Below are 23112 nucleotides of genomic sequence, written 5' to 3' on the forward strand. Positions count from 1 at the left end.
CCCGCGCCCCACCGTTGCGCGGGTCGCTGCCCCCGAGGGGGCTGGCCTTGCCTGGGGCGGCCCGGCACTGCGGCCAGCGTCACCGCGGTTGAAAACAAGGGTTGATCGAAGATGTTTGCCTATATTCTCAAACGCATTTTGCTGATGATCCCGACGTTGCTGGGCGTGCTGCTGCTGACCTTTGTCGTCATCCAGTTCGTGCCAGGCGGCCCGGTCGAGCAATATCTGGCCGAGGCCAAGGCCGGCGCAGGTCGTGGGGCCGAGGGAGCTGCCATGAGCTATCGCGGCGGACAGGGCGTGGATCCCAAGCGGATCGAGGAGATCAAGGCCTTGTATGGCTTTGACAAGCCGCCGGCCGAACGCTTTGTGCAGATGCTGGGGCAGTTTGCGCGCTTTGATCTGGGTACCAGCTTTTTCCAGAACAAAAGTGTCTGGGCGCTGGTCAAGGAAAAACTGCCGGTCTCCATCAGCCTGGGTCTGTGGACCTTCTTCATCAGCTATCTGGTGGCCGTGCCCCTGGGGGTGGCCAAGGCCGTGCGGGCGGGCTCGCGCTTTGATCTGGCCACCACGGTTCTGATTCTCGTCGGCTATGCCATCCCGGGCTTTGTGCTGGGCGTGGCGCTGCTGGTCATCTTCGGCGGGCAGTTGCAGTGGTTTCCGTTGCGCGGGCTGACATCGGCCAACTTCGACGAGCTCAGCACCATGGGCAAGGTGGCGGACTATTTCTGGCATATCGCCCTGCCCGTGACCGCCATGGTGGCTGGCAGCTTTGCCGTGACGGCCATGCTGACCAAGAACTCGTTTCTCGAGGAGATCCGCAAGCAGTATGTGCTGACGGCTCGCGCCAAGGGCCTGTCCGAGCGCCAGGTGCTCTACAAGCATGTGTTTCGCAATGCGCTGATTCCCATCGTCACGGGCTTTCCCTCGGCTTTCATCGGTGCCTTCTTTGCCGGGGCGCTGCTGATCGAGACCCTGTTCTCGCTCGATGGCCTGGGTCTGCTCAGCTATGAAAGCGTGATTCGCCGCGACTTTCCCGTGGTGCTGGGCACGCTGTATCTGTTCACGCTGATCGGTCTGGTGACCAAGCTCATCAGCGATCTTTGCTATGTCTGGGTGGACCCTCGGGTCAAGTTTGACTGAAATATGCAAACAAGGCCTCAAACCCAATCCTCTAAAGCGCAAGCAGCTATGAATTCAGGAGTTGATGCCGTGCAGACTGTGTCTGCTGCCAAATCCGAGTCCCCGGGGCGCCGGGCCTGGAGGCGTTTCAAATCCAACCGGCTGGGCTTTGTCAGCCTGGTGATCTTCTCGGTGCTGGTGGTGCTCAGCCTGTTTGCCGAACTGCTGTCCAACGACAAGCCGCTCATCGTGCGCTATGAGGGGCAGACCTATTTGCCGCTGCTGCACGATTACCCGGAAACCACGTTTGGCGGCGACTTCCATACGCCGACCGACTATCTGGACCCTTTCATCCGGCAAAGGCTTGACGAGGGCGACAACTGGGCGATCTTCCCCCTCAACCGCTATGGCAAGTCCACCATCAACTACTTTGCCAAGTCGCCCAATCCTTCTGCGCCCTCGGCAGACAACTGGCTGGGAACCGACGACCGGGGGCGTGATCTGCTGGCGCAGCTCATCTACGGCTTTCGCGTCAGCGTGCTGTTCGGTCTGGCGCTGACGGCCGTGGGCGTACTGCTGGGCGTGCTGGCGGGAGCGGTGCAGGGCTTTTTTGGCGGCAAGACGGACCTGGCCTTTCAGCGCCTGACGGAAATCTGGGGCTCCATGCCCGAGCTCTACCTGCTCATCATCTTCAGCGCGCTGTTTGCACCCAGTGTCTCGCTGCTGCTGATCCTGCTGAGCCTGTTCGGCTGGATGGGGCTGGCCGACTATGTGCGGGCCGAGTTCCTGCGCAATCGCCAGCTTGACTATGTGAAATCCGCCCAGGCGCTGGGTGCCAGCAATCGCTCCATCATCTTTCGCCACATCCTGCCCAATAGCATGACGCCGGTGATCACCTTTCTGCCGTTTCGCATGAGCGGGGCCATCCTGGCGCTGACCTCGCTGGATTTTCTGGGCCTGGGTGTTCCCCCAGGCACGCCCAGCCTGGGCGAGCTGCTGAGCCAGGGCAAGAACAATATCGATGCCTGGTGGATTTCCCTGTCCACCTTTGGCGTGCTGGTCATCACGCTGCTGTTGCTGACCTTTATGGGGGACGCCCTGCGCGATGCGCTGGATCCGCGCAAGCAGGCGCGCACCGAGGCTGCAAAGCGCGCAGGAGGCAAGCCATGAGCAAGGAGAAATACGAGGGTCAGGCCAGCAGCAAGCTGCTGGCCGTGCACGATCTGAGCGTGTCTTTTGCGGGCAAGCCCGTGGTTCAGGGCGTGAGCTTTGCGATGGCTGCCGGTGAAAAGCTGGCGCTGGTGGGGGAGTCCGGTTCGGGCAAGTCGGTCACGGCGCTGTCGCTGCTGAGGCTGGTGGGGGAGGCCCAATTGAGCGGGCAGGCGCTGCTGGACGGGCGCGATCTGCTGGGGCTTTCGGAGCGCGAGATGCAGGGGGTACGCGGTGGCGACATCGCCATGATCTTTCAGGAGCCGATGACGGCGCTGAATCCGCTGATGACCGTGGGCGCGCAGGTGGCCGAGGTGCTGCAGCTCAAGCAGGCATTGAGCCGTGGCCAGGCCTTGACGCAGGCGGTGGAGCTGCTGGCCACGACCGGTATTCCCGAGCCCGGGCGCAGGGCGCAGAGCTTTCCGCATCAGCTCAGTGGCGGACAGCGCCAGCGCGCCATGATTGCCATGGCACTGGCCAGCCGTCCCCGGCTGCTGCTGGCCGACGAGCCGACGACGGCGCTGGATGTGACGCTGCGCGGCCAGATCCTGGATCTGCTGGCCGATCTGCAGCGACAGACCGGTATGGCCGTGCTGATGATCACGCATGACCTGAACCTGGTGCGCCGCTTCGCCGACCGCGTGGCGGTCATGGAGAAAGGCGCTCTTGTGGAGCAGGGCGCCGTGGCGGAGGTGATGCAGAACCCGCAGCATGCCTATACCCGCAAGCTGCTGGCCAGCCGGCCGGTGCGCAATGTGGTGGAGTCTGAGCCGGCTGGCGAGGCGGTCGTGGTGCAGACCCGGGCCCTGCAGGTGAGCTATGCCACTCCCTTGCCCGGCATTCGTGGCTGGTTCAAAAAGGGGGCATTCGTGGCGGTCAAGGGCGCGGATATGCTGCTGCGACCGGGCCGTACTCTGGGTGTGATCGGCGAATCGGGTTCGGGCAAGTCCACGCTGGCTCAGGCCGTGCTGGGACTGTTGCCTGCGACCGGGGAGCTGCAGGTGGCCGGCAGGCCATGGCAGCAGCCGGCGATCCGCAACAGCGCCGCCAATCTGGCGCTGCGGCGCAAGATCCAGGTGGTGTTCCAGGATCCGTTTTCTTCGCTGTCGCCGCGCATGACGGTGGAAGAGATTGTCGGTGAAGGCCTGCAGATTCATGCCCCCGAGCTCGCTGCCGGGCCACGGCGCGAGCGCGTGCTCCAGATGCTGGAAGAGGTGGGGTTGACCGAGGCCCAGTTCCCCGGCCTGCTGCAGCGCTATCCACATGAATTCTCGGGCGGGCAGCGGCAGCGCCTGGCGATTTCAAGAGCCCTCATCATGGAGCCCGAGGTCCTGGTGCTGGACGAGCCCACCAGTGCGCTCGACGTCACCATTCAGCAGCAGGTGCTGGCCCTGCTGCAGCGGCTGCAGAAGGAGCGTGGTCTGGCCTATCTGCTCATCACCCACGATGTGGACGTGATTCGCGCCATGGCCCATGAGGTGCTGGTCATGAAGGATGGGCAGATCGTGGAGCAGGGCGGCGTGCAGGCGGTGCTCACGGCACCGCAGCAGGCCTATACGCGCCAGCTGGTCGAGGCAGCCGGGGCCGTTGCCGAGTCGCTGGTGGTCTGAATATGATGGTGGGCAGCGCTTTCCCTTCAAAGGTTTGAGGCTTTGAATGCCCGCAATTGCTGTCGATTCGCTGATTCGTGAGGTGGGCATTCGCTGAAAACACTGAATCCGCACTCGAAAGTTTGTATTTATTTGGCGCGAATTCTCTGGCTGTGGCCTAATTGATCCTTTTCAACCTCCCAATTGAGAATTCGACATGGGCAATAAGATCGTTACCGAAGCAGACCGCAAGGCCACTCCCCGTCCCCAGGCACCCAATGGCGTGACCCTGCCCACTCCCGGCCGTGGCCAGCGCGTGAGCCTGGAGCGTGGTTCGCACACTCGCAGCAAGAAGCAGCCCGGCAAGCGCCACGGCTAATTCCTGCAGCAGGCCGCGCCCTGGTGTGCGGCCCGCAAAAAAGCCCTCGTCACTTCGGTGCGAGGGCTTTTTGCTTTGTGCGCCTCAGGCGCTGGCGGACTTATCCCTGCAGATTCCTCAGCTTGCGGCGCAGCTGCTGCACTTCCTCGATGAGATCCGTGGTCAGGGCGGCGAGCTGGGGGTCGGCGTCGAAGCTGTGTTCCAGCTGAGCAATGCGGCGCGCACGCACCAGCGTCTGGCTGCTGAAGCGCCACTGCTCATGGCTGATCTCGCGGACCTGGCCGGTGTTGTCGTAGCTGATGACGCCTGTCTGCACATGTTCGATCACCCATTGAGGGCTGGTGCAGCAATGGCGGGCCAGCTCGTGCAGATCGAGCACGGCCTGCTCCAGCAGCTCGGCAGGTTCGTAGAAAGGGTAGTGGGAGGTACTCATGGGAAAACCTTTCAACTGAGGCTGCGGGCATCGAACTGCGGGAAGGCCTTGGCAAAGTCGGCATAGGCCTGCTTTTGCTCGGCCGTCGCGGCGGGCGGGAAGACCACATCCAGCACCAGATACAGATCGCCCGGCGCAGCCGCGGGCAGGCCCTTGCCCTTGAGGCGCAGCTTGCGGCCCGAGCGATAGCCGGCGTGCACGGTGACTTCCAGTTCCCCGGCCAGCGTCTTGAAGCGCACGGGGCCGCCCAGCTCGGCTTCCCACGGTGCGAGCGGCACGCGCTGGTAGACGTCCTTGCCCTCGGACCACCAGCGCGGATCGCTGCGAAAGTGCACCTCCAGCAGCAGATCGCCGGCAGCGCCCTTGCCCAGGCCGGGGTTGCCCTGGCCGGCAAGGCGAATCATCTGGCCTTCGCGCACCCCTTTGGGAATGGTGACCTGCAGCTCCTTGTCCTTGTAGGTGGGGATGCCCTGTTCGTCGAGTACGGTGGCACGCAGATGCAGCGAGCGCACGGCGCCGCTATAGCTGTCCTGCAAATCCAGCTCTATGCTGGCATGCTGGTCCTGGCCGCGCATATCGGGGGTGCCGCGTGCACCTTGCTGGCCTTGATGGCGCCGCGCACGGGCGGCCTGGCCGAACATCTGCGAGAAGAAGTCGCTGAAATCGGCGTCGCTGCCGGCATCGCCCTGGCTGCTGAAGTGAAAGTCCTGCTGGTCCCAGTCGGGGGGCGGGCGAAAGCCTCCGCCACCCTGGGCTCTGGCATTTTGCGCAAACTGCATCTCGTCACCCATGGCGTCATAGGCTGCGCGCTTTTCAGGGTCCGAAAGCACGGTGTTGGCTTCGTTGACCTCGGCCATGCGGGCGTCCGCATCTTTTTCCTTGCTGATGTCGGGATGGTATTTGCGGGCGAGCTTGCGATAGGCCTTCTTGATGTCGTCGGCGGAGGCCTTCCTGTCCACGCCAAGTATCTTGTAATAGTCCTTGTAATCCATGGAGTCACCAATCTTCTTGTTAAAAGAAGGGCGCAAGCCAGTTGCTCTGGCTGCTGCCATTGCCGCGCCCGGGTTCAGGAAAATAATAGGGATAGAGTGCGGCGGCTTCAAGGGCTGCTGCGCAGAAGGCCGGGGTGATGGCCGTAGTCTCAACCCCGGGCTGCATCTGGCGCTACCATTGGCGGATCAATGCAAGGGCGTGCGTGAAGGCCGGCCCAGAGTTTGTGAAATGAAACAAGAAATTACAAAGGCGCAGGAGTGGCTGGTGGTCTGCCTCTGCGCCGACTGGTGCGGAACCTGCAAGCAGTACCGGCAGCCCTTCGAGGCGCTGGCGGCCCAGTTTCCGCAGATGCGTTTTGTCTGGCTCGATGTCGAAGATCGCGAGGATGTCGCCGGCGATCTGGACATAGAAACCTTTCCGTCCATTCTGGTGGCACAGGGCGAGCGGGCCAGATTCCTGGGGCCGGTGCTGCCGCAGACTGGGGTGCTGGCGCGGATGCTGCAATCCCTGCCGACTGACGCGGCAGCAAGGCCTGCGCAGGAGCAGGAGGCCCAGGAATTGCTGCAGCGATTGTTGCGTGCCGATGACCTGCAGGATGTCTTGCGCTGATTGCTGTTTTATGCGAGACACTTTTTGCGAAAACAATGGTTTGCGGCTACAATCACGGCTTCACGACCAAACGGGCGGGTACATACCGCCCGTTTTTTTTGGGCAATTCATGGCAAAACCTGTTTCTGACAGAGCTAAGTCCATGATTTGACAGATTTTTCGGGATTGAACTGAATACACGTGGCACTACAGCAAATCGTTGAACAAACCGTCACAGGTCTGGGCTATGACCTGGTTGAAATCGAGCGCTCGGCCGGCGGCCTGCTGCGCATCACGATTGATTTGCCTTGGCAGGCGCCGGAGGAAGGTGCGCCTGAGCTGCCCGAGCAGTTCGTGACAGTGGAAGACTGCGAAAAGGTCACGCGCCAGCTTCAGTTTGCGCTGGAAGTCGATGGTGCGGAATACGCCCGCCTGGAGGTCTCTTCTCCCGGCATCGATCGTTTGCTGCGCCATGAGCAGGACTTCATCCGCTTTGAAGGCTCGGAGGTGGATCTGACGCTAAAGGCTCCCATCGGGGCTGCCGGTGGCGACAAGATCAATGCAAACCGCAAGAAATTTCGTGGCACGCTGGAACGGACTGAAGAAGGTGGCTGGCAGATCGTCTGGAGCGATGAGCCGCCCCCCAAGCCGGGCGTGCGCGTCAGCAAGAAGCGTGAACCCGCGCCATTGAACGCCATGGGCTTTACGCTTGACGAGTTGCGCGAAGCGCGTCTGGCACCGATTGTGAATTTCAAAGGACGCGCAGCCAAGCCCGAATGAGGCGGCTGCAGCGTTGGAATCTTTTGGGGCAAAGAGGTCGCATGCAAATCCTCTTTGTGTGATTGAAATAGGAGAGTCGTCGCATGAATCGCGAACTGTTGATGTTGGTTGAAGCCATTTCGCGTGAAAAGAACGTGGAACGCGATGTGGTTTTTGGTGCCGTGGAATCCGCACTGGCGCAGGCCACCAAGAAGCTGTACCAAGGTGAAGTAGACATCCGCGTGTCCATCGATCGCGAAAGCGGCGACTACGACACCTTCCGCCGCTGGGTGGTGGTGTCTGACGATGCCGGTCTGCAGAACCCCGACGCCGAAGAAATGCTGATGGATGCGGAAGACCGCGTGCCCGGTATTCAGATTGGTGAGTTCATTGAAGAGCAGATCGAGTCGCTGCCCATCGGCCGTATCGGCGCCATGGCGGCCAAGCAGGTCATCCTGCAGAAGATTCGCGACGCCGAGCGCGAAATGCTGCTCAACGAATTCCTGGCCCGTGGCGACAAGATCTTCACCGGCACCGTCAAGCGCATGGACAAGGGCGACATCATTGTCGAATCCGGCCGTGTGGAAGGCCGGCTCAAGCGCGGCGAGATGATCCCCAAGGAAAATCTGCGCAACGGCGACCGCGTGCGTGCCATGATCATGGAAGTCGATGCCACCCTGCGCGGCGCTCCCATCCTGCTGTCGCGCTCGGCCCCCGAATTCATGGTGGAGCTGTTCCGCAATGAAGTGCCCGAGATCGAGCAAGGCCTGCTGGAGATCAAGAGCTGTGCTCGTGATGCTGGCTCGCGTGCCAAGATCGCCGTGCTGAGCCACGACAAGCGCGTGGACCCCATCGGCACCTGCGTCGGTGTGCGCGGCACCCGCGTGAATGCCGTGACCAACGAGCTGGCCGGCGAGCGTGTGGATATCGTGCTGTGGTCCGAAGACCCCGCTCAGTTCGTGATCGGTGCCCTGGCTCCTGCGAATGTCTCTTCCATCGTTGTGGATGAGGAAAAGCATGCCATGGACGTGGTCGTGGACGAGGAGAATCTGGCCATCGCCATCGGTCGCGGCGGTCAGAACGTGCGTCTGGCCTCCGAACTGACAGGCTGGAAGATCAACATCATGGACGCTGCCGAGTCTGCACAGAAGCAGGCCGACGAGTCGGCTGTCTCGCGCAAGCTGTTCATGGAAAAGCTGGATGTGGACGAGGAAATCGCCAACATCCTGATCGAAGAAGGTTTCGAGACCCTGGAAGAAGTGGCCTATGTGCCGCTGCAGGAAATGCTCGAAATCGAATCCTTCGACGAAGAGACGGTGAACGAGCTGCGTAGCCGCGCCAAGGATGCACTGCTGAGTCAGGAAATTGCTCGCGAAGAAAATGTGAGCAAGGCATCCGAGGATCTGGTCTCTCTGGACGGCATGACTGCCGAACTGCTGGACAAGCTGGCGCAAGCTGATGTGCACACCCGTGACGATCTGGCCGATCTGGCGATCGACGAGCTGACCGATATCACCGGTCAGACCGCCGAAGAAGCCAAGGCCTTGATCATGAAGGCGCGTGAGCACTGGTTTACCGATGGGCAAGAGTAAGGTCAGGGAGGTACAGAGCATTTATGTCGAGTAATACGGTTGCAGAATTTGCGAAAGAGCGCAACACGACCCCTGATACCTTGCTGCAGCAGCTCAAGGCCGCCGGGGTTGACAAGGCCAATGCCGCTGATGCGCTGACCGAAGGTGACAAGCAGCGCTTGCTGTCTCACCTGCAGGCAAGCCATGGCAGCGGTGCCAAGAAGATCACGCTGACCAAGAAGTCCACCAGCGAAATCAAGCAGGCGGATTCATCGGGCCGTGCCCGTACGATTCAGGTGGAAGTGCGTAAGAAGCGCACTTTCGTGAAGCGGGAAGACACTCCCGCCGAGGCTCAGGCCAATGCGGAAAGCATGGCTAAGGCTGTGCAGGAGCGTGCCGCTAGTCAAGAGCTGGTACGCCGTGAAGAAGATGCTCGCCGCGAGGCAGAGCTGTTGAGCCATCAGGAAGAACAATTGGCCAAGGAACGTCAAGAGCGCGAAGAGCGCGAGCGCCGCGAGCGCGAAGCCGAGGAACGTGCTGCAGCCTATGCAGCCGCGGAAGTCGCCAAGGTGGCTGAAGCCAAGGCGGCTAAGGAAGAGGAAAAGCGCGAGCACGCCGCAGGCGCTGCTGCACGTGCTGCGGCCCAGGCCGATGCACGCGCCAAGGCGGAAGCCGAATCCCAGGCCAAGGCTGCTGAAGAAGCCAGCCGCGCCAAGGATCTGGATGAACGCCGTCGCAAGGCCCTGGCCGAGGCGGAAGCCATCCGTGCCATGATGGCCGCGCCCAAGAAGGTGCTGGTCGCCAAGAAGCCTGAGGAGCCCAAGAAGGCTGCTCCGGTCGCTGCGGATGCCAAGAAGCCTGTTGCCGCCAAGGATGGCAACAAGCCTGCAGGCAGCGCTGGCGCGGCCAACGCCGGCGGTGGCGCCCGTCCCGGCAAGGAAGTCAAGTCTGCCAAGCTGTCTTCGAGCTGGTCCAACGATGCGGCCAAGAAGAAGGAAATCAAGACCCGTGGCGACAGCTCCGGTGGCGTCGCTGGCCGCTCCAACTGGCGCGGTGGTCCCAAGGGCGGCCGTCGTGGCAATGATCGTCACGAGCAGCAACAGCAGCAGGCTCCCGAGTTCCGTCAGCTGGAGATTTCGGTGCCCGAGACCATCACCGTGGCCGAACTGGCTCACAAGATGGCCATCAAGGCATCCGAGGTCATCAAGGTTCTGATGAAGATGGGCCAGATGGTCACCATCAACCAGCCGCTGGACCAGGATACCGCCATGATCGTGGTGGAAGAAATGGGCCACACCGCCAAGGTGGCAGCGCTGGACGACCTGGAGGCCTTCACCGATGAAGAAGTCTCCAGTGCCGAAGCGGAGCTGCTGTCGCGTGCTCCTGTGGTGACCGTGATGGGCCACGTGGACCACGGCAAGACCTCGCTGCTGGACTATATCCGTCGCACCAAGGTGGCGTCGGGCGAAGCCGGCGGCATTACCCAGCACATCGGTGCCTACCATGTGAAGACGCCTCGCGGCATCATCACCTTCCTGGACACTCCCGGTCACGAGGCCTTCACGGCCATGCGTGCTCGCGGTGCCAAGTCCACCGACATCGTGATTCTGGTGGCTGCTGCCGACGACGGCGTGATGCCCCAGACCAAGGAAGCCATCAAGCACGCCAAGGCGGCTGGTGTTCCTATCGTCGTGGCCATCACCAAGGCCGACAAGCCCGAAGCCAACCCCGACCGCGTCAAGCAGGAGCTGGTGGTGGAAGAGGTGCTGCCCGAAGAGTACGGCGGCGACTCTCCCTTCGTGGCCGTGTCTTCCAAGACCGGTCAGGGCATCGACGAGCTGCTGGAGCAAGTGCTGCTGCAGGCCGAAGTGCTGGAGCTCAAGGCTCCCGTGGACGCCGCAGCCAAGGGTATCGTGATCGAAGCCCAGCTGGACAAGGGCCGCGGTACCGTGGCTACGGTGCTGGTGCAGTCCGGTACGCTGAAGGTCGGCGACGTGGTGCTGGCGGGCCAGACCTATGGTCGCGTTCGTGCCATGCTGGACGAAGACGGCAAGCAGACCAAGACAGCCGGTCCTTCCATCCCTGTGGAAATTCAGGGTCTGAGCGAAGTGCCTCAGGCCGGTGACGACTTCATGGTGCTGAGCGATGAGCGCCGTGCCCGTGAAATCGCGACCTACCGCGCTGGCAAGTTCCGCAACACCAAGCTGGCCAAGCAGCAAGTTGCGAAGCTGGAAAACATGTTCGCCGAAATGTCCGCTGGCGATGTGCAGACCCTGCCCATCATCATCAAGGCCGACATGCAAGGCTCGCAGGAAGCTCTGGCAGCCTCGCTGCTCAAGCTGTCCACCGACGAGATCAAGGTTCAGCTGGTGTACTCCGGCGTGGGCGGTATCTCCGAGTCCGACGTCAACCTGGCGCTGGCTTCCAAGGCCATCATCATCGGCTTCAACGTGCGTGCGGATGCTCAGGCCCGCAAGACCGCCGAAGGCAATGATGTCGATATTCGCTACTACAACATCATCTACGACGCCGTGGATGAGGTGAAGGCTGCGATGTCCGGCATGCTGGCTCCCGAGAAGCGCGAAGAGATCATCGGTATGGCCGAGATCCGTACCGTGTTCGTGGCGACGAAGATCGGCACCATTGCCGGCTCGTACATCACGCAAGGTCACGTCACTCGCAACGCACACTTCCGTCTGCTGCGCGACAACGTGGTCATCTACACGGGCGAGATCGAGTCGCTGCGTCGCATGAAGGACGATGTCAAGGAAGTCAAGGAAGGCTTCGAGTGCGGTATCAAGCTGCGCAACTACAACGACATCAAGGAAGGCGACGTGCTGGAAGTCTTCGAGATCAAGGAAATCGCTCGTACGCTGTAAAAGCAATAGCTGCTAGCGCCTGCTCTGCAAGGGTTTGAGGCTGAAAACGCCTTGAATTCCTTGTGCAGCAAGCGCAAATAGCTCCTTTTTTATTCATGGCAACCAAACGCAAATCTGCTGCTCCCAACCGCAGCTTCAAAGTTTCCGACCAGATCCAGCGTGATCTGTCGGAGCTGATCGCCCGCGAGTTGAAGGACCCGCGCGTCGGCATGGTCACGCTGCAAGGCGTGGAGGTGACTCCTGACTATGCCCACGCCAAGGTGTTCTTCAGCGTGCTCGTCGGCGATCCCGAAGTGACGCTGGCTGCACTCAATCAGGCCGCAGGCTTTCTGCGCAACGGCCTGTTCAAGCGTCTGCACATTCATACCGTGCCCACGCTGCATTTCGTCTACGACCGCACTACAGAGCGCGCTGCCGACATGAACGCCTTGATCGCCAAGGCTGTGGCGTCGCGCGGACCCGAACAGGAATAAGCACATGAACGCCCCTCGCACCCGGGTGCAGCGGCGCCCTGTGCATGGGGTGTTGCTGCTTGATAAACCGCTGGGCTGGTCCAGCAACGACATCTTGCAGAAGGTCAAGTGGCTGCTGCGCGCCGAAAAGGCCGGGCATACAGGCACGCTTGATCCGCTGGCCAGTGGCGTGCTGCCGCTGTGTTTCGGCGCTGCCACCAAATTCAGTCAGCTTCAGCTCGAAGCCGAGAAAACCTACGAAGCCATTGCCCGCCTGGGCCAGACCACGACCACGGCCGATGCCGAGGGCGATGTGGTGCTGGAGCGTGCCGTCGATCTGGCCGCCATCACGCCAGAGCGCCTGGCGCAGGTGCAGGCGCGGTTCACGGGCGACATCAAGCAGGTGCCGCCCATGCACAGTGCGCTGAAAAAGGACGGCAAGGCACTCTACGAATACGCCCGTGCGGGCGTGGAAGTGGAGCGCCCCGCACGCGATGTCACCATTCATGCCTTGGAGCTGACGCTGGTGCAGGACGATCAGGGGCACCCGGCCGTCAAGATGAGAGTGACCTGCAGCAAGGGCACTTACATCCGCACATTGGGCGAAGACGTGGGCGAGGCCCTGGGCTGCGGCGCCCATTTGCGTTTTCTGCGCCGTGTGGAAACCGGCGGTCTTGAAGTGTCGCGCTGCGTGACGCTGCAGGCGCTGGAAGCCATGAACGATGAAGAGCGCATCGCGCAGGTACAGCCTGTCGATACCCTGCTGCATCGTCATGCCGTCGTCACCTTGGGTGAACAGGATGCAGGACGCTTTCTATCAGGCTTGCGCCGTCGAGGGTCTTGGGCGGATGCCCCGGCCGTGGCGGTGTATGGTGAGCGCCCGCATGCCCTTTTAGGGGTAGGCCGTGTGGCGAGCGGGGAGTTGATCCCCGAGCGCTTGCTCAGTCCGCTAGAAATTCAACAAATTTTGGAAGGAACGCCGCGTCCACAAGCAAGCGGCATTTTGGAAACATTATGAGCAAACAAATCCGCAACATTGCGATCATCGCGCACGTTGACCACGGTAAGACCACCATGGTGGACCAGCTGCTGCGCCAGTCCGGCACTTTTGCCGAGCACGAAAAAGTCGTCGACACCGTGATGGACAACCATGCCATCGAACGTGAGCGCGGCATCACCATTCTGGCCAAGAACTGTGCCGTGTCCTGGAAGGACACCCACATCAACATTCTCGACACGCCCGGTCACGCGGACTTCGGCGGTGAAGTGGAACGTGCCCTGTCCATGGTCGACGGCGTGGTGCTGCTGATCGATGCGCAGGAAGGCCCCATGCCCCAGACGCGCTTCGTGACCAAGAAGGCTCTGGCCCTGGGTCTGCGCCCCATCGTGGTGGTGAACAAGGTGGACAAGCCCGGTGCCAACCCCGACAAGGTGATCAACGCCGCTTTCGACCTGTTCGACAAGCTGGGCGCGACCGACGAGCAGCTGGACTTCCCCGTGGTCTACGCCTCCGGCATCAACGGCTGGTCGTCCAAGGAAGAGGGCGAGCCCGGTGCCAAGTGGGGTGAGGACATGTCCGCCCTGTTCGACACCATCCTCGACCATGTGCCTTCCGTGCAAGGCGATGCCAGCGCTCCCCTGCAGCTGCAGGTCTCCGCTCTGGACTACTCCACCTTCGTGGGTCGTATCGGCGTGGGCCGCATCACCCAGGGTACGCTCAAGCCCGGTCAGCAAGTGGCTGTGATGGCCGGTCCTGACGGCAAGACCTACAGCGGCAAGATCAACCAGGTGCATACCTTCCAGGGTATCGACCGCGTGCAGGCCACCGAAGCCGGTCCTTCCGAGATCGTGCTGATCAGCGGTATCGAAAACATCGGTATCGGCGAAACCGTCACCGACCCGGTCAATCCCCAGCCTCTGCCCATGCTGAAGATTGACGAGCCCACCCTGACCATGAACTTCTGCGTGAACACCTCGCCCCTGGCAGGTCGTGAAGGCAAGTTCGTGACCAGCCGCCAGATCTGGGACCGTCTGCAAAAGGAACTGCGCTCCAACGTGGCTCTGCGCGTCAAGGAAACCGACGAAGACGGTATCTTTGAAGTCTCCGGCCGTGGTGAACTGCACCTGACCATCTTGCTGGAAGAAATGCGTCGCGAAGGCTACGAGCTGGCAGTGTCCAAGCCCCGCGTCGTGATGCAGATGATCGACGGCGAAAAGCACGAGCCTATCGAGCTGGTGACTGCCGACATCGAAGAAGGCCACCAGGGCGGCGTGATGCAGGCACTGGGCGAGCGCAAGGGCGAGCTGGTGAACATGGAACCCGATGGCCGCGGTCGCGTCCGTCTGGAATACCGTATTCCTGCCCGCGGCCTGATCGGTTTCACCAACGAATTCCTGAACCTGACACGTGGTTCCGGTCTGATCGCCAACATCTTCGACAGCTACGAACCCCATAAGGGCGACATCGGCGGCCGCAAGAACGGCGTGCTGATCTCCATGGACGACGGTGAAATCTTCACCTACGCCCTGGGCAAGCTGGACGACCGTGGCCGCATGTTCGTGAAGGCCGGCGACCCCGTGTACGAAGGCATGATCATCGGCATCCACAGCCGCGACAACGACCTGGTGGTGAACGCTACCCGTACCAAGCAGCTGACCAACTTCCGCGTCAGCGGCAAGGAAGACGCGATCAAGATCACGCCTCCCATCGACCTGTCGCTGGAATACGGTGTGGAATTCATCGAAGACGACGAGCTGCTGGAAATCACCCCCACCAGCCTGCGCGTGCGCAAACGTCACCTGAAGGAGCACGACCGCAAGCGTGCTTCGCGTGATGCGTAATTCACAAGCCCCAGGCTGTGAATCCAGAAAAGGCCCTTCGGGGCCTTTTTTATTGCCCCCATGCTCCAAAGGCAAGAGGAGGCAACAAGCAGTGGGCTAGCGTGGGGCGTCACTTTTCATGCCTGTGCAGCCAGCTCGCAAACCTGCTGCACCAGCCACTGCGCCATGGGCGAAAGGCTGCGCCCGCGCTGCCAGACCACGCCATAGCTCGAAGTCATGGCCGGCACCTGTCGCACCCTCACGGCCTGTAGCTGTCCGCCTTGCAGCCAAGGACGCACCGCAGGTTCGATGGCGGCCAGCACGGTATCGGTGTGCAGTGTCAGCTGGATCAGGCTGTTGACATCGTCGCACTCCACCGCGAGCAGATGCTTGTCATGGCTCAGCTGCAACTGGGCGCATAAGGCATCGCGCACGGTTTGGGGCAGACGCACGGCAGCCAGGCCATGGGCATGCAAATGGGCCAGGGTGAAATCGGTTTGCGCGGACTGCAGCAGCGGATGGCCGCTGCGCACATACAGGCCGCCGGGCTGGGTGGGCAGGGCGCGTACCGTGCAGTCGCTGCCAGCGGGCAGCTCACGGGTTTCGGCCACGAAGAATTCGATCTCATCGTCCTTGAGGCGCTGCAGCAATTGTTGCCAGTTTCCCATGATGGCGCGCACATGTACTCCAGCAAAGGCTTTACGGGCCTGTTGCAGCAGTGGCGGTAGCAGGAACTGAGCCGGAAACGGGCCAAAGCCGCAGGCCGTGTCCCCCATCTGCCGATCTCGATAGAGCTGCACATCGCGTTGCAGATTGCGGCTTTGGCGCACCAGCTCACGGGCGCGCTCCAGCACAAACTGGCCAGCTGCCGTGGGACGAACCTCTCCCGCACCGCGCTCGAAGAGCTTCATCGCAAATTCTTCCTCTGCTGCCTGCACGCTGCGCGTCAGTGCGGGCTGGCTCAGATGCAGCTGCTCGGCTGCACGAGCGTAATTAGCCTTGTCGCCCAGCATGACCAGATGCTGCAGTCGGCGTATGTCCATGGCGATGAGTCCAATGCATTGAAATTTCTCAGACTATGCATTGGACGCAATGCATGGCGCTGCCCAGAATGCGACAGCAGCCTCGGTGGAGTCGAAGCCTTTTTGGGCTTTGACGTAGATCCATCAAGCGCTGACCGCTATAACAAAAGGAGATATATATGGAATTTCGGCCCACCCCCAAAGCCGCTGTTGCCGCATTGCTTGCCGCTGGCGTGCTGGCTGGCTGCGCAGCACCTTCTGCCGTTCCGCAAAACGCAGGTTCACTGCAGGCAGGCCAGGTCAGCAGTGCCACGCGCGAGGCGCTGGTCACTTTTGCTCAAAGCCTGCCGCCTGACGATGCTCAGGATCGCGAAGATGCGCAGCGAGGCCTGATTGCCAGACCCACGGGCCAGGTCCGGGACGCCGATGGTCGCGTGCTCAAGGACTTTGCCTCCTTTGATTTTGTGCAGGGCACCGCGCCCGACAGTGTCAACCCCAGCCTCTGGCGCCATGCCCGGCTCAATGCCCAGGCGGGGCTGTTCAAGGTCAGCGACGGTATCTACCAGTTGCGCGGCTTTGACATGGGCAACATCACCCTGGTCGAGGGAAAGACCGGCTGGATTGTGGTGGACACGCTGACCAGCCGCGAGATTGCCGCAGCCGCCATGGCATTTGCGCGCCAGCACCTGGGCAACAAGCCTGTGACGGCGCTGATCTTCACACACAGCCATGCAGACCATTTTGGCGGTGCCTTGGGAGTCATCAGCGCCGCGGAAGTGGCGCAGCGCAAAGTGCCCGTGGTGGCGCCTGCGGGCTTCATGGATGAGGCCACCAGCGAGAACTTGCTCGTGGGCACAGCCATGGCGCGGCGCGCCATCTACCAGTTCGGCACGCGGCTGCCGCTGTCGCCCACGGGCAATGTGGACACGGGCCTGGGCAAGAGCCTGGTCAGCGGCCATACGGGCATTCTGCCGCCCACGGTCAGCGTGGACAGGGCCGACCAGGAGATGATGCTGGACGGCGTGCGCTTCGTGTTTCACAACATGCCCGGGGCCGAGGCCCCTGCCGAGCTGACTTTCAGTATCCCGGAGCGCAAGGCCTTTGGAGGGGCCGAGATTCTGGCGCAGACCATGCACAATCTGCTGCCCATACGCGGCGCCAAGGTGCGCGATGCCATGCAGTGGTCAGCCTATCTGCAAAAGGTGCTGGAGCAGGCTGGCGATGCGGAGGTGCTGTTCAACCAGCACAACTGGCCGGTCTGGGGCAAGGCGCATATTGCCAGCTTCATCAGCCGCCAGCGCGATCTCTACCAGTTCATGCATGACCAGACCGTGCGCCTTATCAATCAGGGCCTGCAGCCTGCCGAGATTGCCGAACAGATCAAGCTGCCGTCGTCGCTGGCGGCTTTCTGGGGCGGACGTGGCTACTACGGCGATCTGCGCCATAACGTCAAAGCCATCTACCAGTTCTACCTCGGCAATTACGATGGCAATCCAGCCAATCTGGATCCGCTGCCGCCTAAGCTCAAGGCGCAGAAATATGTGGCGGCGCTGGGTGGCACAGCCAAGGTGCTGGAGCAAGGCAGCGCAGCGGCCGGGCAGGGCGACTACCGCTGGGCTGTGGAGCTGCTGCAGCAACTGGTGTTTGCCGAGCCTGACAACGCGGTGGCGAAAGAGCTGCTGGCCCGTTGCCACGAGCAGCTGGGCTATCGCGCCGAGTCTGCCACCTGGCGTAACAGCTATCTGACGGCGGCGCTGGAGTTGCGCCAGGGTGTGCCGCCCATGTCCAAGGATGTATCGGCCCTGGCCGAGATGACGGCGCAGATTCCGACCGAGCGTTTTCTCGAAGTGCTGGCCACACGGCTGGACGCAGTCAAGGCCGCGGACAGGCGCTTTGTAATGAATCTGGCGCTGGACGATGTGGGCGAGCGCTATGTCATCTGGCTTGAAAACGCGGTGCTGCATTTCCGCAAGGCGCCAGCCCAGGATGGCGCGGATGTGTCGCTGAGCCTCACCCGACCCGCATTCCTGAAGTTTTTGTCCGGAGCTGCCAAGGAAGGGCAGGCGCCAGCAGTCATGAAAATCGAGGGTGACCGTGCAGCTCTGGGGGCATTCCTGAAGCTGTTTGATGCCAACCGGCCCGACTTCCCCATCGTCACCCGGTAGGGCGGTAGCCTGAAAACAAAAAAACCGCATGGCTGGCATGCGGTTTTTTTGTTTTCAGCTTGCACTGCGTGGCAGTGGCAGATTACTTCTGCGTCAGAATCCAGGCCACCAGCTTCTTGGCATCGGCTTCATTGACCTGGGGATTGGCGGGCATGGGCACGGGGCCCCAGACGCCGGAGCCGCCCTTGATGACCTTGGCCGCCAGCTTGTCGGTGGCATCCTTTTGGCCGGCATACTTGGCGGCCACATCCTTGAAGGCGGGACCGACCAGCTTCTTGTCCACGGCGTGGCAGGCCATGCAGTTCTTGGACTGTGCCAGAGCCTGGTCGGCCATTGCAGGCGCCACAACCGCGGCAGAAAGAGCGAAAGCGATCAGAAATTGCTTCATCATGAGTTCCAGGAGGCAGGGTTAAAGTTGATCTTTTGGCCCATTGTAGTGCTTGCTTTGTGTACTCTTTAGTGCACGCTCTGTTGGGAAAAATGAACAAAAGTGAGGGAATATGTATCTGCTAGGACTCGCCATTGTGTTGTCGCTGCTCAAGCTCGCGGAGATCGGACCTGTGGGTGCCTGGAGCTGGTGGCCGATTCTGGCTGTGTATGGCGCGGCCGCCGCCTGGTGGGCCTGGGCCGACGCGTCGGGCTACACCAAGCGCAAGGCCATGGAGAAGATGGACCAGCGCAAGAAGGAGCGCATCGAACGACAGAAGCAGGCCATGGCACCCGGTCAGCGACGTCGCTGAGCAGCGAATAAGGCATCGCGATTGACGATGTCCCACCAAGGTTTTGCCTGACAGCGCGCCATGGGCTAGGCATCGCTGTGCGGCGGCGCTGGGCCATAATCCGGAGAATCCTTTCCCGATAACGTCCTATAGCGAACCCCATGCCCGCATACCGTTCCAAAACCTCCACCGGCGGCCGCAACATGGCCGGTGCGCGCGCCCTGTGGCGTGCCACCGGCATGAAAGATGGCGATTTCGACAAGCCCATCATTGCGATTGCCAACTCCTTCACCCAGTTCGTGCCCGGCCATGTGCACCTGAAGGATCTGGGACAACTGGTCGCGCGCGAGATCGAAAAGGCCGGCGGCGTGGCCAAGGAGTTCAACACCATCGCCGTGGACGATGGCATCGCCATGGGTCATGACGGCATGCTGTATTCGCTGCCCAGCCGTGACCTGATCGCCGACTCGGTCGAGTACATGGTCAATGCCCATTGCGCGGACGCGCTGGTGTGCATCTCCAACTGCGACAAGATCACCCCCGGCATGCTGATGGCCGCGATGCGCCTGAACATTCCGGTGATCTTTGTGTCCGGCGGCCCCATGGAGGCCGGCAAGACCAAGCTGGCCAACCCCGAAACCAAGACTATCGAGTTCAAGAAGCTGGACCTGGTGGACGCCATGGTGATCGCGGCCGACCAGCGCTATTCCGACGACGAAGTGGCCCAGGTGGAGCGCTCCGCCTGCCCGACCTGTGGTTCCTGCTCGGGCATGTTCACTGCCAATTCGATGAACTGCCTGACCGAGGCCCTGGGCCTGTCCCTGCCGGGCAACGGAACCGTGGTGGCCACGCATGCCGACCGTGAAGAGCTGTTCCTGCGTGCCGGCCGCCGCATCGTCGAGCTGGCCCGTGACTACTACGAGAACGACAACGAGAGCGTGCTGCCGCGCTCCGTGGGCTTCAAGGCGTTCGAGAACTGCATCACGCTGGACATCGCCATGGGCGGCTCCACCAATACCATCCTGCACCTGCTGGCCATCGCCCAGGAAGCGGGTATCGATTTCACCATGGCTGACATCGACCGCCTCTCGCGCGTCGTGCCCCAGCTGTGCAAGGTCGCGCCCAACACGCCCAAGTACCACATTGAAGACGTGCACCGCGCCGGCGGCATCATGGCCATCCTGGGCGAGCTGGACCGCGCTGGCAAGCTGCACACCGATGTGCCCACGGTGCATGCCAAGACCATGAAGGATGCGCTGGAGCAGTGGGACATCATGCGCACGCAGGATGAGGCCGTACGCCACTTCTACATGGCCGGTCCGGCCGGCATTCCCACGCAGGTGGCGTTCAGTCAGAACACCCGCTGGCCCAGCCTGGATCTGGATCGCGCCGAAGGCTGCATCCGTAGCTACGAGCACGCTTTCAGCAAGGAAGGCGGTCTGGCCGTGCTGCGCGGCAACATCGCGCTGGACGGCTGCGTGGTGAAGTCCGCAGGCGTGGACGAGTCGATTCTGGTGTTCGAAGGTCCGGCCCATGTGGTCGAGTCCCAGGACGAGGCCGTGGCCAACATCCTGGCCGACAAGGTCAAGGCCGGCGATGTGGTCATCGTGCGCTACGAAGGCCCCAAGGGCGGCCCCGGCATGCAGGAAATGCTCTACCCCACCAGCTACATCAAGTCCAAGGGTCTGGGCAAGGCCTGTGCGCTGCTGACGGACGGCCGCTTCTCGGGCGGTACCTCCGGCCTGTCCATCGGCCACTGCTCGCCCGAGGCAGCCGCCGGCGGCGCGATCGGCCTGGTGCAGAACGGTGACATCATCCGCATCGACATTCCCAACCGCAGCATCAACATGCTGGTCAGCGACGAAGAGCTGGCGCGTCGCCGTGAAGCGCAGAACGCCAAGGGCTGGAAGCCTGCCCAGGCCCGTCCGCGCAAGGTCTCGGCAGCCCTCAAGGCCTATGCCAAGCTGGTGACCAGCGCCGACACCGGCGCCGTGCGCGATCTGTCGCTGCTCGACGACTAAGTTACGTTTGTTTCGTCATTTCGTCAGCGCGGGCTTTGCCTGCTGACGGACAATCCCACAGCCGCCCGACGCAAGTCGCGCGGCTGTTTTTATTGTCTTGCCAGAAAGTGATCTCCATGTCTTTCGCTGTTCGCCCCTCCTTCTTGTTGAAGACAGCAGGGCTGCTGGCCTTGCTGGGGGCATTGACGGCGCAGGCGGCAGAAGGGCGTTATCCGCAGCGTCCCGTGCGTCTGGTGGTTCCTTTCACGCCCGGAGGCTCCACCGATATCGTGGCGCGCCTGGTTGCCGATGCCATGCACACGACTCTGGGTCAGCCCGTGGTGGTCGACAACCGCTCCGGTGCCAGCGGCTTCATCGGTGCCGAGGCCGTGGCCAATGCCGCGCCTGACGGCTACACGATAGGCCTGGGCACCATCAGCACGCTGGTGGTCAATCCCATCATGCTGCCCCAGTCGGCACGCATAGATCCTGCCAAGGCCCTGGTGCCGGTGGTCGCACTGGCGTCCATTCCGTCAGTGTTTTCCGTGCATCCGAATATGGGCGTGCAGAACTATGCCCAGTTCCTCACTCTTGCGCGCAGCAAGCCGGGCCAGTTCAATATCGGCTCGGCCGGAATCGGCTCTATCGGGCATCTGATTGCCGAGCGCCTCAATGCCGATCTCAAGCTCAAGCTGCACCACATTCCCTATAAGGGGCAGGGGCCGGTGATCAGCGGCGCATTGTCGGGCGAGACCCAGGTGCTCAGCGATCAGTACCCCTCGTCGGCTCCGCATTTGGCTGCGGGCCGCCTGGTTGCGTTCGCCGTGGCCGCACAGGAGCGCCTGCCGGCCCTGCCGCAGGTGCCCACGTTCAGGGAGCTGGGTCATCCTGCGCTCAACGATCTGGCCATCACCTGGTTCGGCATCGTTGCTCCAGCCGGCACGCCGCAGGCCGTGGTGAGCCGGCTCAACAGCGCTGCCAACGCGGCCCTGCAGGAGCCGGCCGTGCAGGAGCGTCTGCAGGCCATGGGCGTGCATGTCCTGGGCGGCACGGCGCAGCGCCTGGGGACCATGATGGAGGAGACCGCCAGGGCCGTGCGCCAGACCGTGCGCGAGCAGGGCCTGGGGGCGGACAGGCCGCATTGACGTTGGGGAGAGTGCTGCCTGTGCCGGATGCCGCTGTCATCCAGGCCGGGTTTGGCGTCTCCGAGGTCTCTGAATCGGAGAATACGGCCTGGCAGCGTTTTCGGTGCATGCAGTTTTGCAGAAACGTCATCGGCCTGCGGCACAATGCCTGACATGCTGATGTATCCGCACATTGATCCCGTAGCCGTGCAGATTGGCCCTCTGGCCGTGCACTGGTATGGCATAACCTATCTGGTGGCCTTCGGTCTGTTCCTGTTTCTGGGCACGCGCCGACTGCACCACCCTCCATTCAAATACATGACAGGCGAGCGTGCCTGGGCGCGCAAGGATGTGGAGGACATTCTCTTTCTCGGCGTGCTGGGCGTGGTCGTGGGCGGGCGAATCGGCTACTGCCTGTTCTACAAGCCCGGCTACTACCTCTCGCATCCGCTGGAGATTCTTGCCGTCTGGCAGGGCGGCATGAGCTTTCACGGCGGGCTGCTGGGCGTCATCGGCTCCATGATCTGGTTTGCACGATCGCGCAAACGCAACTGGCTGGAAGTTGCGGATTTCGTGGCGCCCTGCGTGCCCACGGGTCTGGCTGCAGGCCGTATCGGCAACTTCATCAACGGCGAGCTCTGGGGGCGTTTTGCGAATGCCGATCTGCCCTGGGCCATGGTGTTCCCGCAAAGCGGCTCCATGCTGCCGCGTCACCCCTCGCAGATCTATCAGTTTCTGATGGAAGGGCTGCTGCTGTTCATCATTCTGTGGCTGTATGCGCGCAAGGAGCGCAAGCCCGGCCAGGTCGCGGCGGTCTTTCTGATCGGCTACGGCGCCTTCCGTTTCATTGCCGAGTACTTCCGCGAGCCCGATGACTTCCTGGGCATTCTGTCGCTGGGCATGAGCATGGGCCAGTGGCTGTGCCTGCCCATGATCGTCGCCGGAGTGCTCATGTGGGTGTGGTGCGGCAAGCGCCAGGCCTACGTGGTTCAGCGGACGGCGGCCTGATGCTCAAACACTCGAAAACGCAGACTTCGGTCTGCGTTTTTTTATGCGGCGCTGGCTGCGGCAGGAAAACTGCACATAATGGCTCAAAGCGTTACTGCAATTGCGGTATCTGCTTCTTCAATGAGAGCATGATGGTGCAGGAACAAGGAGATGCTTATGGGTTGGGCAGCCGAGTGGATTGAGCAAACCAAGCTGTGGGTGCGTGGCGCCGAGGGCGAGAAGGGCGACAGCCAGCATCGCCCGCTGGCGCAACGCCTGGAGGCCACCTTGCGCCGCGGGCAGG

At 62.1% G+C, this 23112-nt stretch carries 20 protein-coding genes; 16 read left to right on the forward strand and 4 right to left on the reverse strand.

What is annotated here, in order from left to right; all coding sequences use genetic code 11:
• Nucleotides 1-111 precede the first annotated feature (111 nt).
• The 4 genes from ACLBXN_RS05760 (at nt 112) to ACLBXN_RS05775 (ending at nt 4296) form a co-directional block, all read left to right on the forward strand.
• Complete coding sequence (locus ACLBXN_RS05760) at nt 112-1140, forward strand: microcin C ABC transporter permease YejB (protein ID WP_043004483.1); 1029 nt, start codon at nt 112-114, stop codon at nt 1138-1140.
• A gap of 48 nt (nt 1141-1188) precedes the next feature.
• On the forward strand, nt 1189-2289 hold the full coding sequence (locus ACLBXN_RS05765; RefSeq protein WP_343677899.1) for an ABC transporter permease: 1101 nt from the start codon (nt 1189-1191) through the stop codon (nt 2287-2289).
• Entirely contained in the window at nt 2286-3938 is a 1653-nt protein-coding gene (locus ACLBXN_RS05770; RefSeq protein WP_447611454.1) for an ABC transporter ATP-binding protein, read from the forward strand. The genes ACLBXN_RS05765 and ACLBXN_RS05770 overlap by 4 nt, the downstream gene beginning before the upstream one ends.
• A 196-nt stretch (nt 3939-4134) precedes the next feature.
• Complete coding sequence (locus tag ACLBXN_RS05775) at nt 4135-4296, forward strand: hypothetical protein (protein WP_003056362.1); 162 nt, start codon at nt 4135-4137, stop codon at nt 4294-4296.
• A 100-nt stretch (nt 4297-4396) separates the two neighbouring features.
• On the opposite strand, the gene ACLBXN_RS05780 is transcribed toward ACLBXN_RS05775, so the two are convergent.
• Together ACLBXN_RS05780 and ACLBXN_RS05785 are read right to left on the reverse strand one after the other, a co-directional pair.
• Nucleotides 4397-4729 carry a chaperone modulator CbpM gene (locus ACLBXN_RS05780; RefSeq protein WP_211455900.1) on the reverse strand — a complete coding sequence of 111 codons (333 nt, stop codon included), beginning with the start codon at nt 4727-4729 and terminating at the stop codon, nt 4397-4399.
• Between the two features lie 11 nt (nt 4730-4740).
• Nucleotides 4741-5721: a DnaJ C-terminal domain-containing protein gene (locus tag ACLBXN_RS05785; RefSeq protein ID WP_447611455.1), complete on the reverse strand. Its 981-nt coding sequence runs from the start codon at nt 5719-5721 to the stop codon at nt 4741-4743.
• 229 nt (nt 5722-5950) lie between these two features.
• Here ACLBXN_RS05785 and ACLBXN_RS05790 point away from each other — a divergent pair, with 229 nt between their 5' ends.
• The 7 genes from ACLBXN_RS05790 to typA all read left to right on the forward strand — a co-directional run bounded on the left by ACLBXN_RS05790 (nt 5951) and on the right by typA (nt 14812).
• Nucleotides 5951-6331 (forward strand): thioredoxin family protein, encoded by a 381-nt coding sequence (locus tag ACLBXN_RS05790; protein ID WP_447611615.1) that lies wholly within the window; start codon nt 5951-5953, stop codon nt 6329-6331.
• 180 nt (nt 6332-6511) lie between these two features.
• Nucleotides 6512-7090, forward strand: coding sequence for a ribosome maturation factor RimP (gene rimP / locus ACLBXN_RS05795; RefSeq protein WP_211455901.1), 579 nt, complete (start codon nt 6512-6514; stop codon nt 7088-7090).
• 83 nt (nt 7091-7173) lie between these two features.
• Complete coding sequence (nusA, locus tag ACLBXN_RS05800; protein WP_211455902.1) at nt 7174-8661, forward strand: transcription termination factor NusA; 1488 nt, start codon at nt 7174-7176, stop codon at nt 8659-8661.
• 23 nt (nt 8662-8684) lie between these two features.
• Nucleotides 8685-11519 carry a translation initiation factor IF-2 gene (gene infB, locus ACLBXN_RS05805; protein WP_447611456.1) on the forward strand — a complete coding sequence of 945 codons (2835 nt, stop codon included), beginning with the start codon at nt 8685-8687 and terminating at the stop codon, nt 11517-11519.
• A gap of 95 nt (nt 11520-11614) precedes the next feature.
• A complete protein-coding gene (gene rbfA, locus ACLBXN_RS05810; RefSeq protein ID WP_003056352.1) occupies nt 11615-11992 on the forward strand; it encodes a 30S ribosome-binding factor RbfA in 378 nt (125 codons plus the stop codon).
• A 4-nt stretch (nt 11993-11996) separates the two neighbouring features.
• Complete coding sequence (truB, locus tag ACLBXN_RS05815; RefSeq protein ID WP_447611457.1) at nt 11997-12989, forward strand: tRNA pseudouridine(55) synthase TruB; 993 nt, start codon at nt 11997-11999, stop codon at nt 12987-12989.
• Nucleotides 12986-14812 carry a translational GTPase TypA gene (gene typA, locus ACLBXN_RS05820; RefSeq protein WP_003056350.1) on the forward strand — a complete coding sequence of 609 codons (1827 nt, stop codon included), beginning with the start codon at nt 12986-12988 and terminating at the stop codon, nt 14810-14812. Before truB ends, typA begins: the two co-directional genes overlap by 4 nt.
• A 116-nt stretch (nt 14813-14928) precedes the next feature.
• Here typA and ACLBXN_RS05825 read toward each other — a convergent pair whose 3' ends face one another.
• Entirely contained in the window at nt 14929-15834 is a 906-nt protein-coding gene (locus ACLBXN_RS05825) for a LysR family transcriptional regulator (RefSeq protein ID WP_447611458.1), read from the reverse strand.
• Between the two features lie 158 nt (nt 15835-15992).
• Here ACLBXN_RS05825 and ACLBXN_RS05830 point away from each other — a divergent pair, with 158 nt between their 5' ends.
• The gene (locus ACLBXN_RS05830) at nt 15993-17978 is read left to right on the forward strand and encodes an alkyl/aryl-sulfatase (RefSeq protein WP_447611459.1); all 1986 of its coding nucleotides are present in this window, start codon (nt 15993-15995) and stop codon (nt 17976-17978) included.
• Between the two features lie 82 nt (nt 17979-18060).
• Here the strand turns inward: ACLBXN_RS05830 and ACLBXN_RS05835 are convergent, their stop codons facing one another.
• Nucleotides 18061-18366, reverse strand: coding sequence for a c-type cytochrome (locus tag ACLBXN_RS05835; protein WP_043004525.1), 306 nt, complete (start codon nt 18364-18366; stop codon nt 18061-18063).
• A 112-nt stretch (nt 18367-18478) separates the two neighbouring features.
• On the opposite strand from ACLBXN_RS05835, the gene ACLBXN_RS05840 reads away from it, so the two are divergent.
• The 4 genes from ACLBXN_RS05840 (at nt 18479) to lgt (ending at nt 22829) form a co-directional block, all read left to right on the forward strand.
• On the forward strand, nt 18479-18718 hold the full coding sequence (locus ACLBXN_RS05840) for a TIGR04438 family Trp-rich protein (RefSeq protein ID WP_043004493.1): 240 nt from the start codon (nt 18479-18481) through the stop codon (nt 18716-18718).
• 140 nt (nt 18719-18858) lie between these two features.
• The gene (gene ilvD, locus ACLBXN_RS05845; protein ID WP_211455907.1) at nt 18859-20718 is read left to right on the forward strand and encodes a dihydroxy-acid dehydratase; all 1860 of its coding nucleotides are present in this window, start codon (nt 18859-18861) and stop codon (nt 20716-20718) included.
• Nucleotides 20719-20834: 116 nt separating this feature from the next.
• Nucleotides 20835-21842 (forward strand): Bug family tripartite tricarboxylate transporter substrate binding protein, encoded by a 1008-nt coding sequence (locus ACLBXN_RS05850; protein ID WP_447611460.1) that lies wholly within the window; start codon nt 20835-20837, stop codon nt 21840-21842.
• Nucleotides 21843-21986: 144 nt separating this feature from the next.
• Complete coding sequence (gene lgt, locus ACLBXN_RS05855) at nt 21987-22829, forward strand: prolipoprotein diacylglyceryl transferase (protein WP_211455909.1); 843 nt, start codon at nt 21987-21989, stop codon at nt 22827-22829.
• Nucleotides 22830-23112: the final 283 nt, after the last annotated feature.

The sequence above is a fragment of the Comamonas sp. C24C genome (genome assembly GCF_053345995.1).

What these genes read in the sequence shown, in the direction of transcription:
- ACLBXN_RS05835 (WP_043004525.1), bottom strand. Translation starts at nt 18,366, where the DNA reads ATGAAGCAATTTCTGATCGCTTTCGCTCTTTCTGCCGCGGTTGTGGCG.
- rbfA (WP_003056352.1), top strand. Translation starts at nt 11,615, where the DNA reads ATGGCAACCAAACGCAAATCTGCTGCTCCCAACCGCAGCTTCAAAGTT.
- ACLBXN_RS05775 (WP_003056362.1), top strand. Translation starts at nt 4,135, where the DNA reads ATGGGCAATAAGATCGTTACCGAAGCAGACCGCAAGGCCACTCCCCGT.
- ACLBXN_RS05780 (WP_211455900.1), bottom strand. Translation starts at nt 4,729, where the DNA reads ATGAGTACCTCCCACTACCCTTTCTACGAACCTGCCGAGCTGCTGGAG.
- typA (WP_003056350.1), top strand. Translation starts at nt 12,986, where the DNA reads ATGAGCAAACAAATCCGCAACATTGCGATCATCGCGCACGTTGACCAC.
- truB (WP_447611457.1), top strand. Translation starts at nt 11,997, where the DNA reads ATGAACGCCCCTCGCACCCGGGTGCAGCGGCGCCCTGTGCATGGGGTG.
- ACLBXN_RS05785 (WP_447611455.1), bottom strand. Translation starts at nt 5,721, where the DNA reads ATGGATTACAAGGACTATTACAAGATACTTGGCGTGGACAGGAAGGCC.
- ilvD (WP_211455907.1), top strand. Translation starts at nt 18,859, where the DNA reads ATGCCCGCATACCGTTCCAAAACCTCCACCGGCGGCCGCAACATGGCC.
- nusA (WP_211455902.1), top strand. Translation starts at nt 7,174, where the DNA reads ATGAATCGCGAACTGTTGATGTTGGTTGAAGCCATTTCGCGTGAAAAG.
- ACLBXN_RS05790 (WP_447611615.1), top strand. Translation starts at nt 5,951, where the DNA reads ATGAAACAAGAAATTACAAAGGCGCAGGAGTGGCTGGTGGTCTGCCTC.
- ACLBXN_RS05850 (WP_447611460.1), top strand. Translation starts at nt 20,835, where the DNA reads ATGTCTTTCGCTGTTCGCCCCTCCTTCTTGTTGAAGACAGCAGGGCTG.
- ACLBXN_RS05765 (WP_343677899.1), top strand. Translation starts at nt 1,189, where the DNA reads ATGAATTCAGGAGTTGATGCCGTGCAGACTGTGTCTGCTGCCAAATCC.
- ACLBXN_RS05760 (WP_043004483.1), top strand. Translation starts at nt 112, where the DNA reads ATGTTTGCCTATATTCTCAAACGCATTTTGCTGATGATCCCGACGTTG.
- ACLBXN_RS05770 (WP_447611454.1), top strand. Translation starts at nt 2,286, where the DNA reads ATGAGCAAGGAGAAATACGAGGGTCAGGCCAGCAGCAAGCTGCTGGCC.
- ACLBXN_RS05830 (WP_447611459.1), top strand. Translation starts at nt 15,993, where the DNA reads ATGGAATTTCGGCCCACCCCCAAAGCCGCTGTTGCCGCATTGCTTGCC.
- ACLBXN_RS05825 (WP_447611458.1), bottom strand. Translation starts at nt 15,834, where the DNA reads ATGGACATACGCCGACTGCAGCATCTGGTCATGCTGGGCGACAAGGCT.
- infB (WP_447611456.1), top strand. Translation starts at nt 8,685, where the DNA reads ATGTCGAGTAATACGGTTGCAGAATTTGCGAAAGAGCGCAACACGACC.
- ACLBXN_RS05840 (WP_043004493.1), top strand. Translation starts at nt 18,479, where the DNA reads ATGTATCTGCTAGGACTCGCCATTGTGTTGTCGCTGCTCAAGCTCGCG.
- lgt (WP_211455909.1), top strand. Translation starts at nt 21,987, where the DNA reads ATGCCTGACATGCTGATGTATCCGCACATTGATCCCGTAGCCGTGCAG.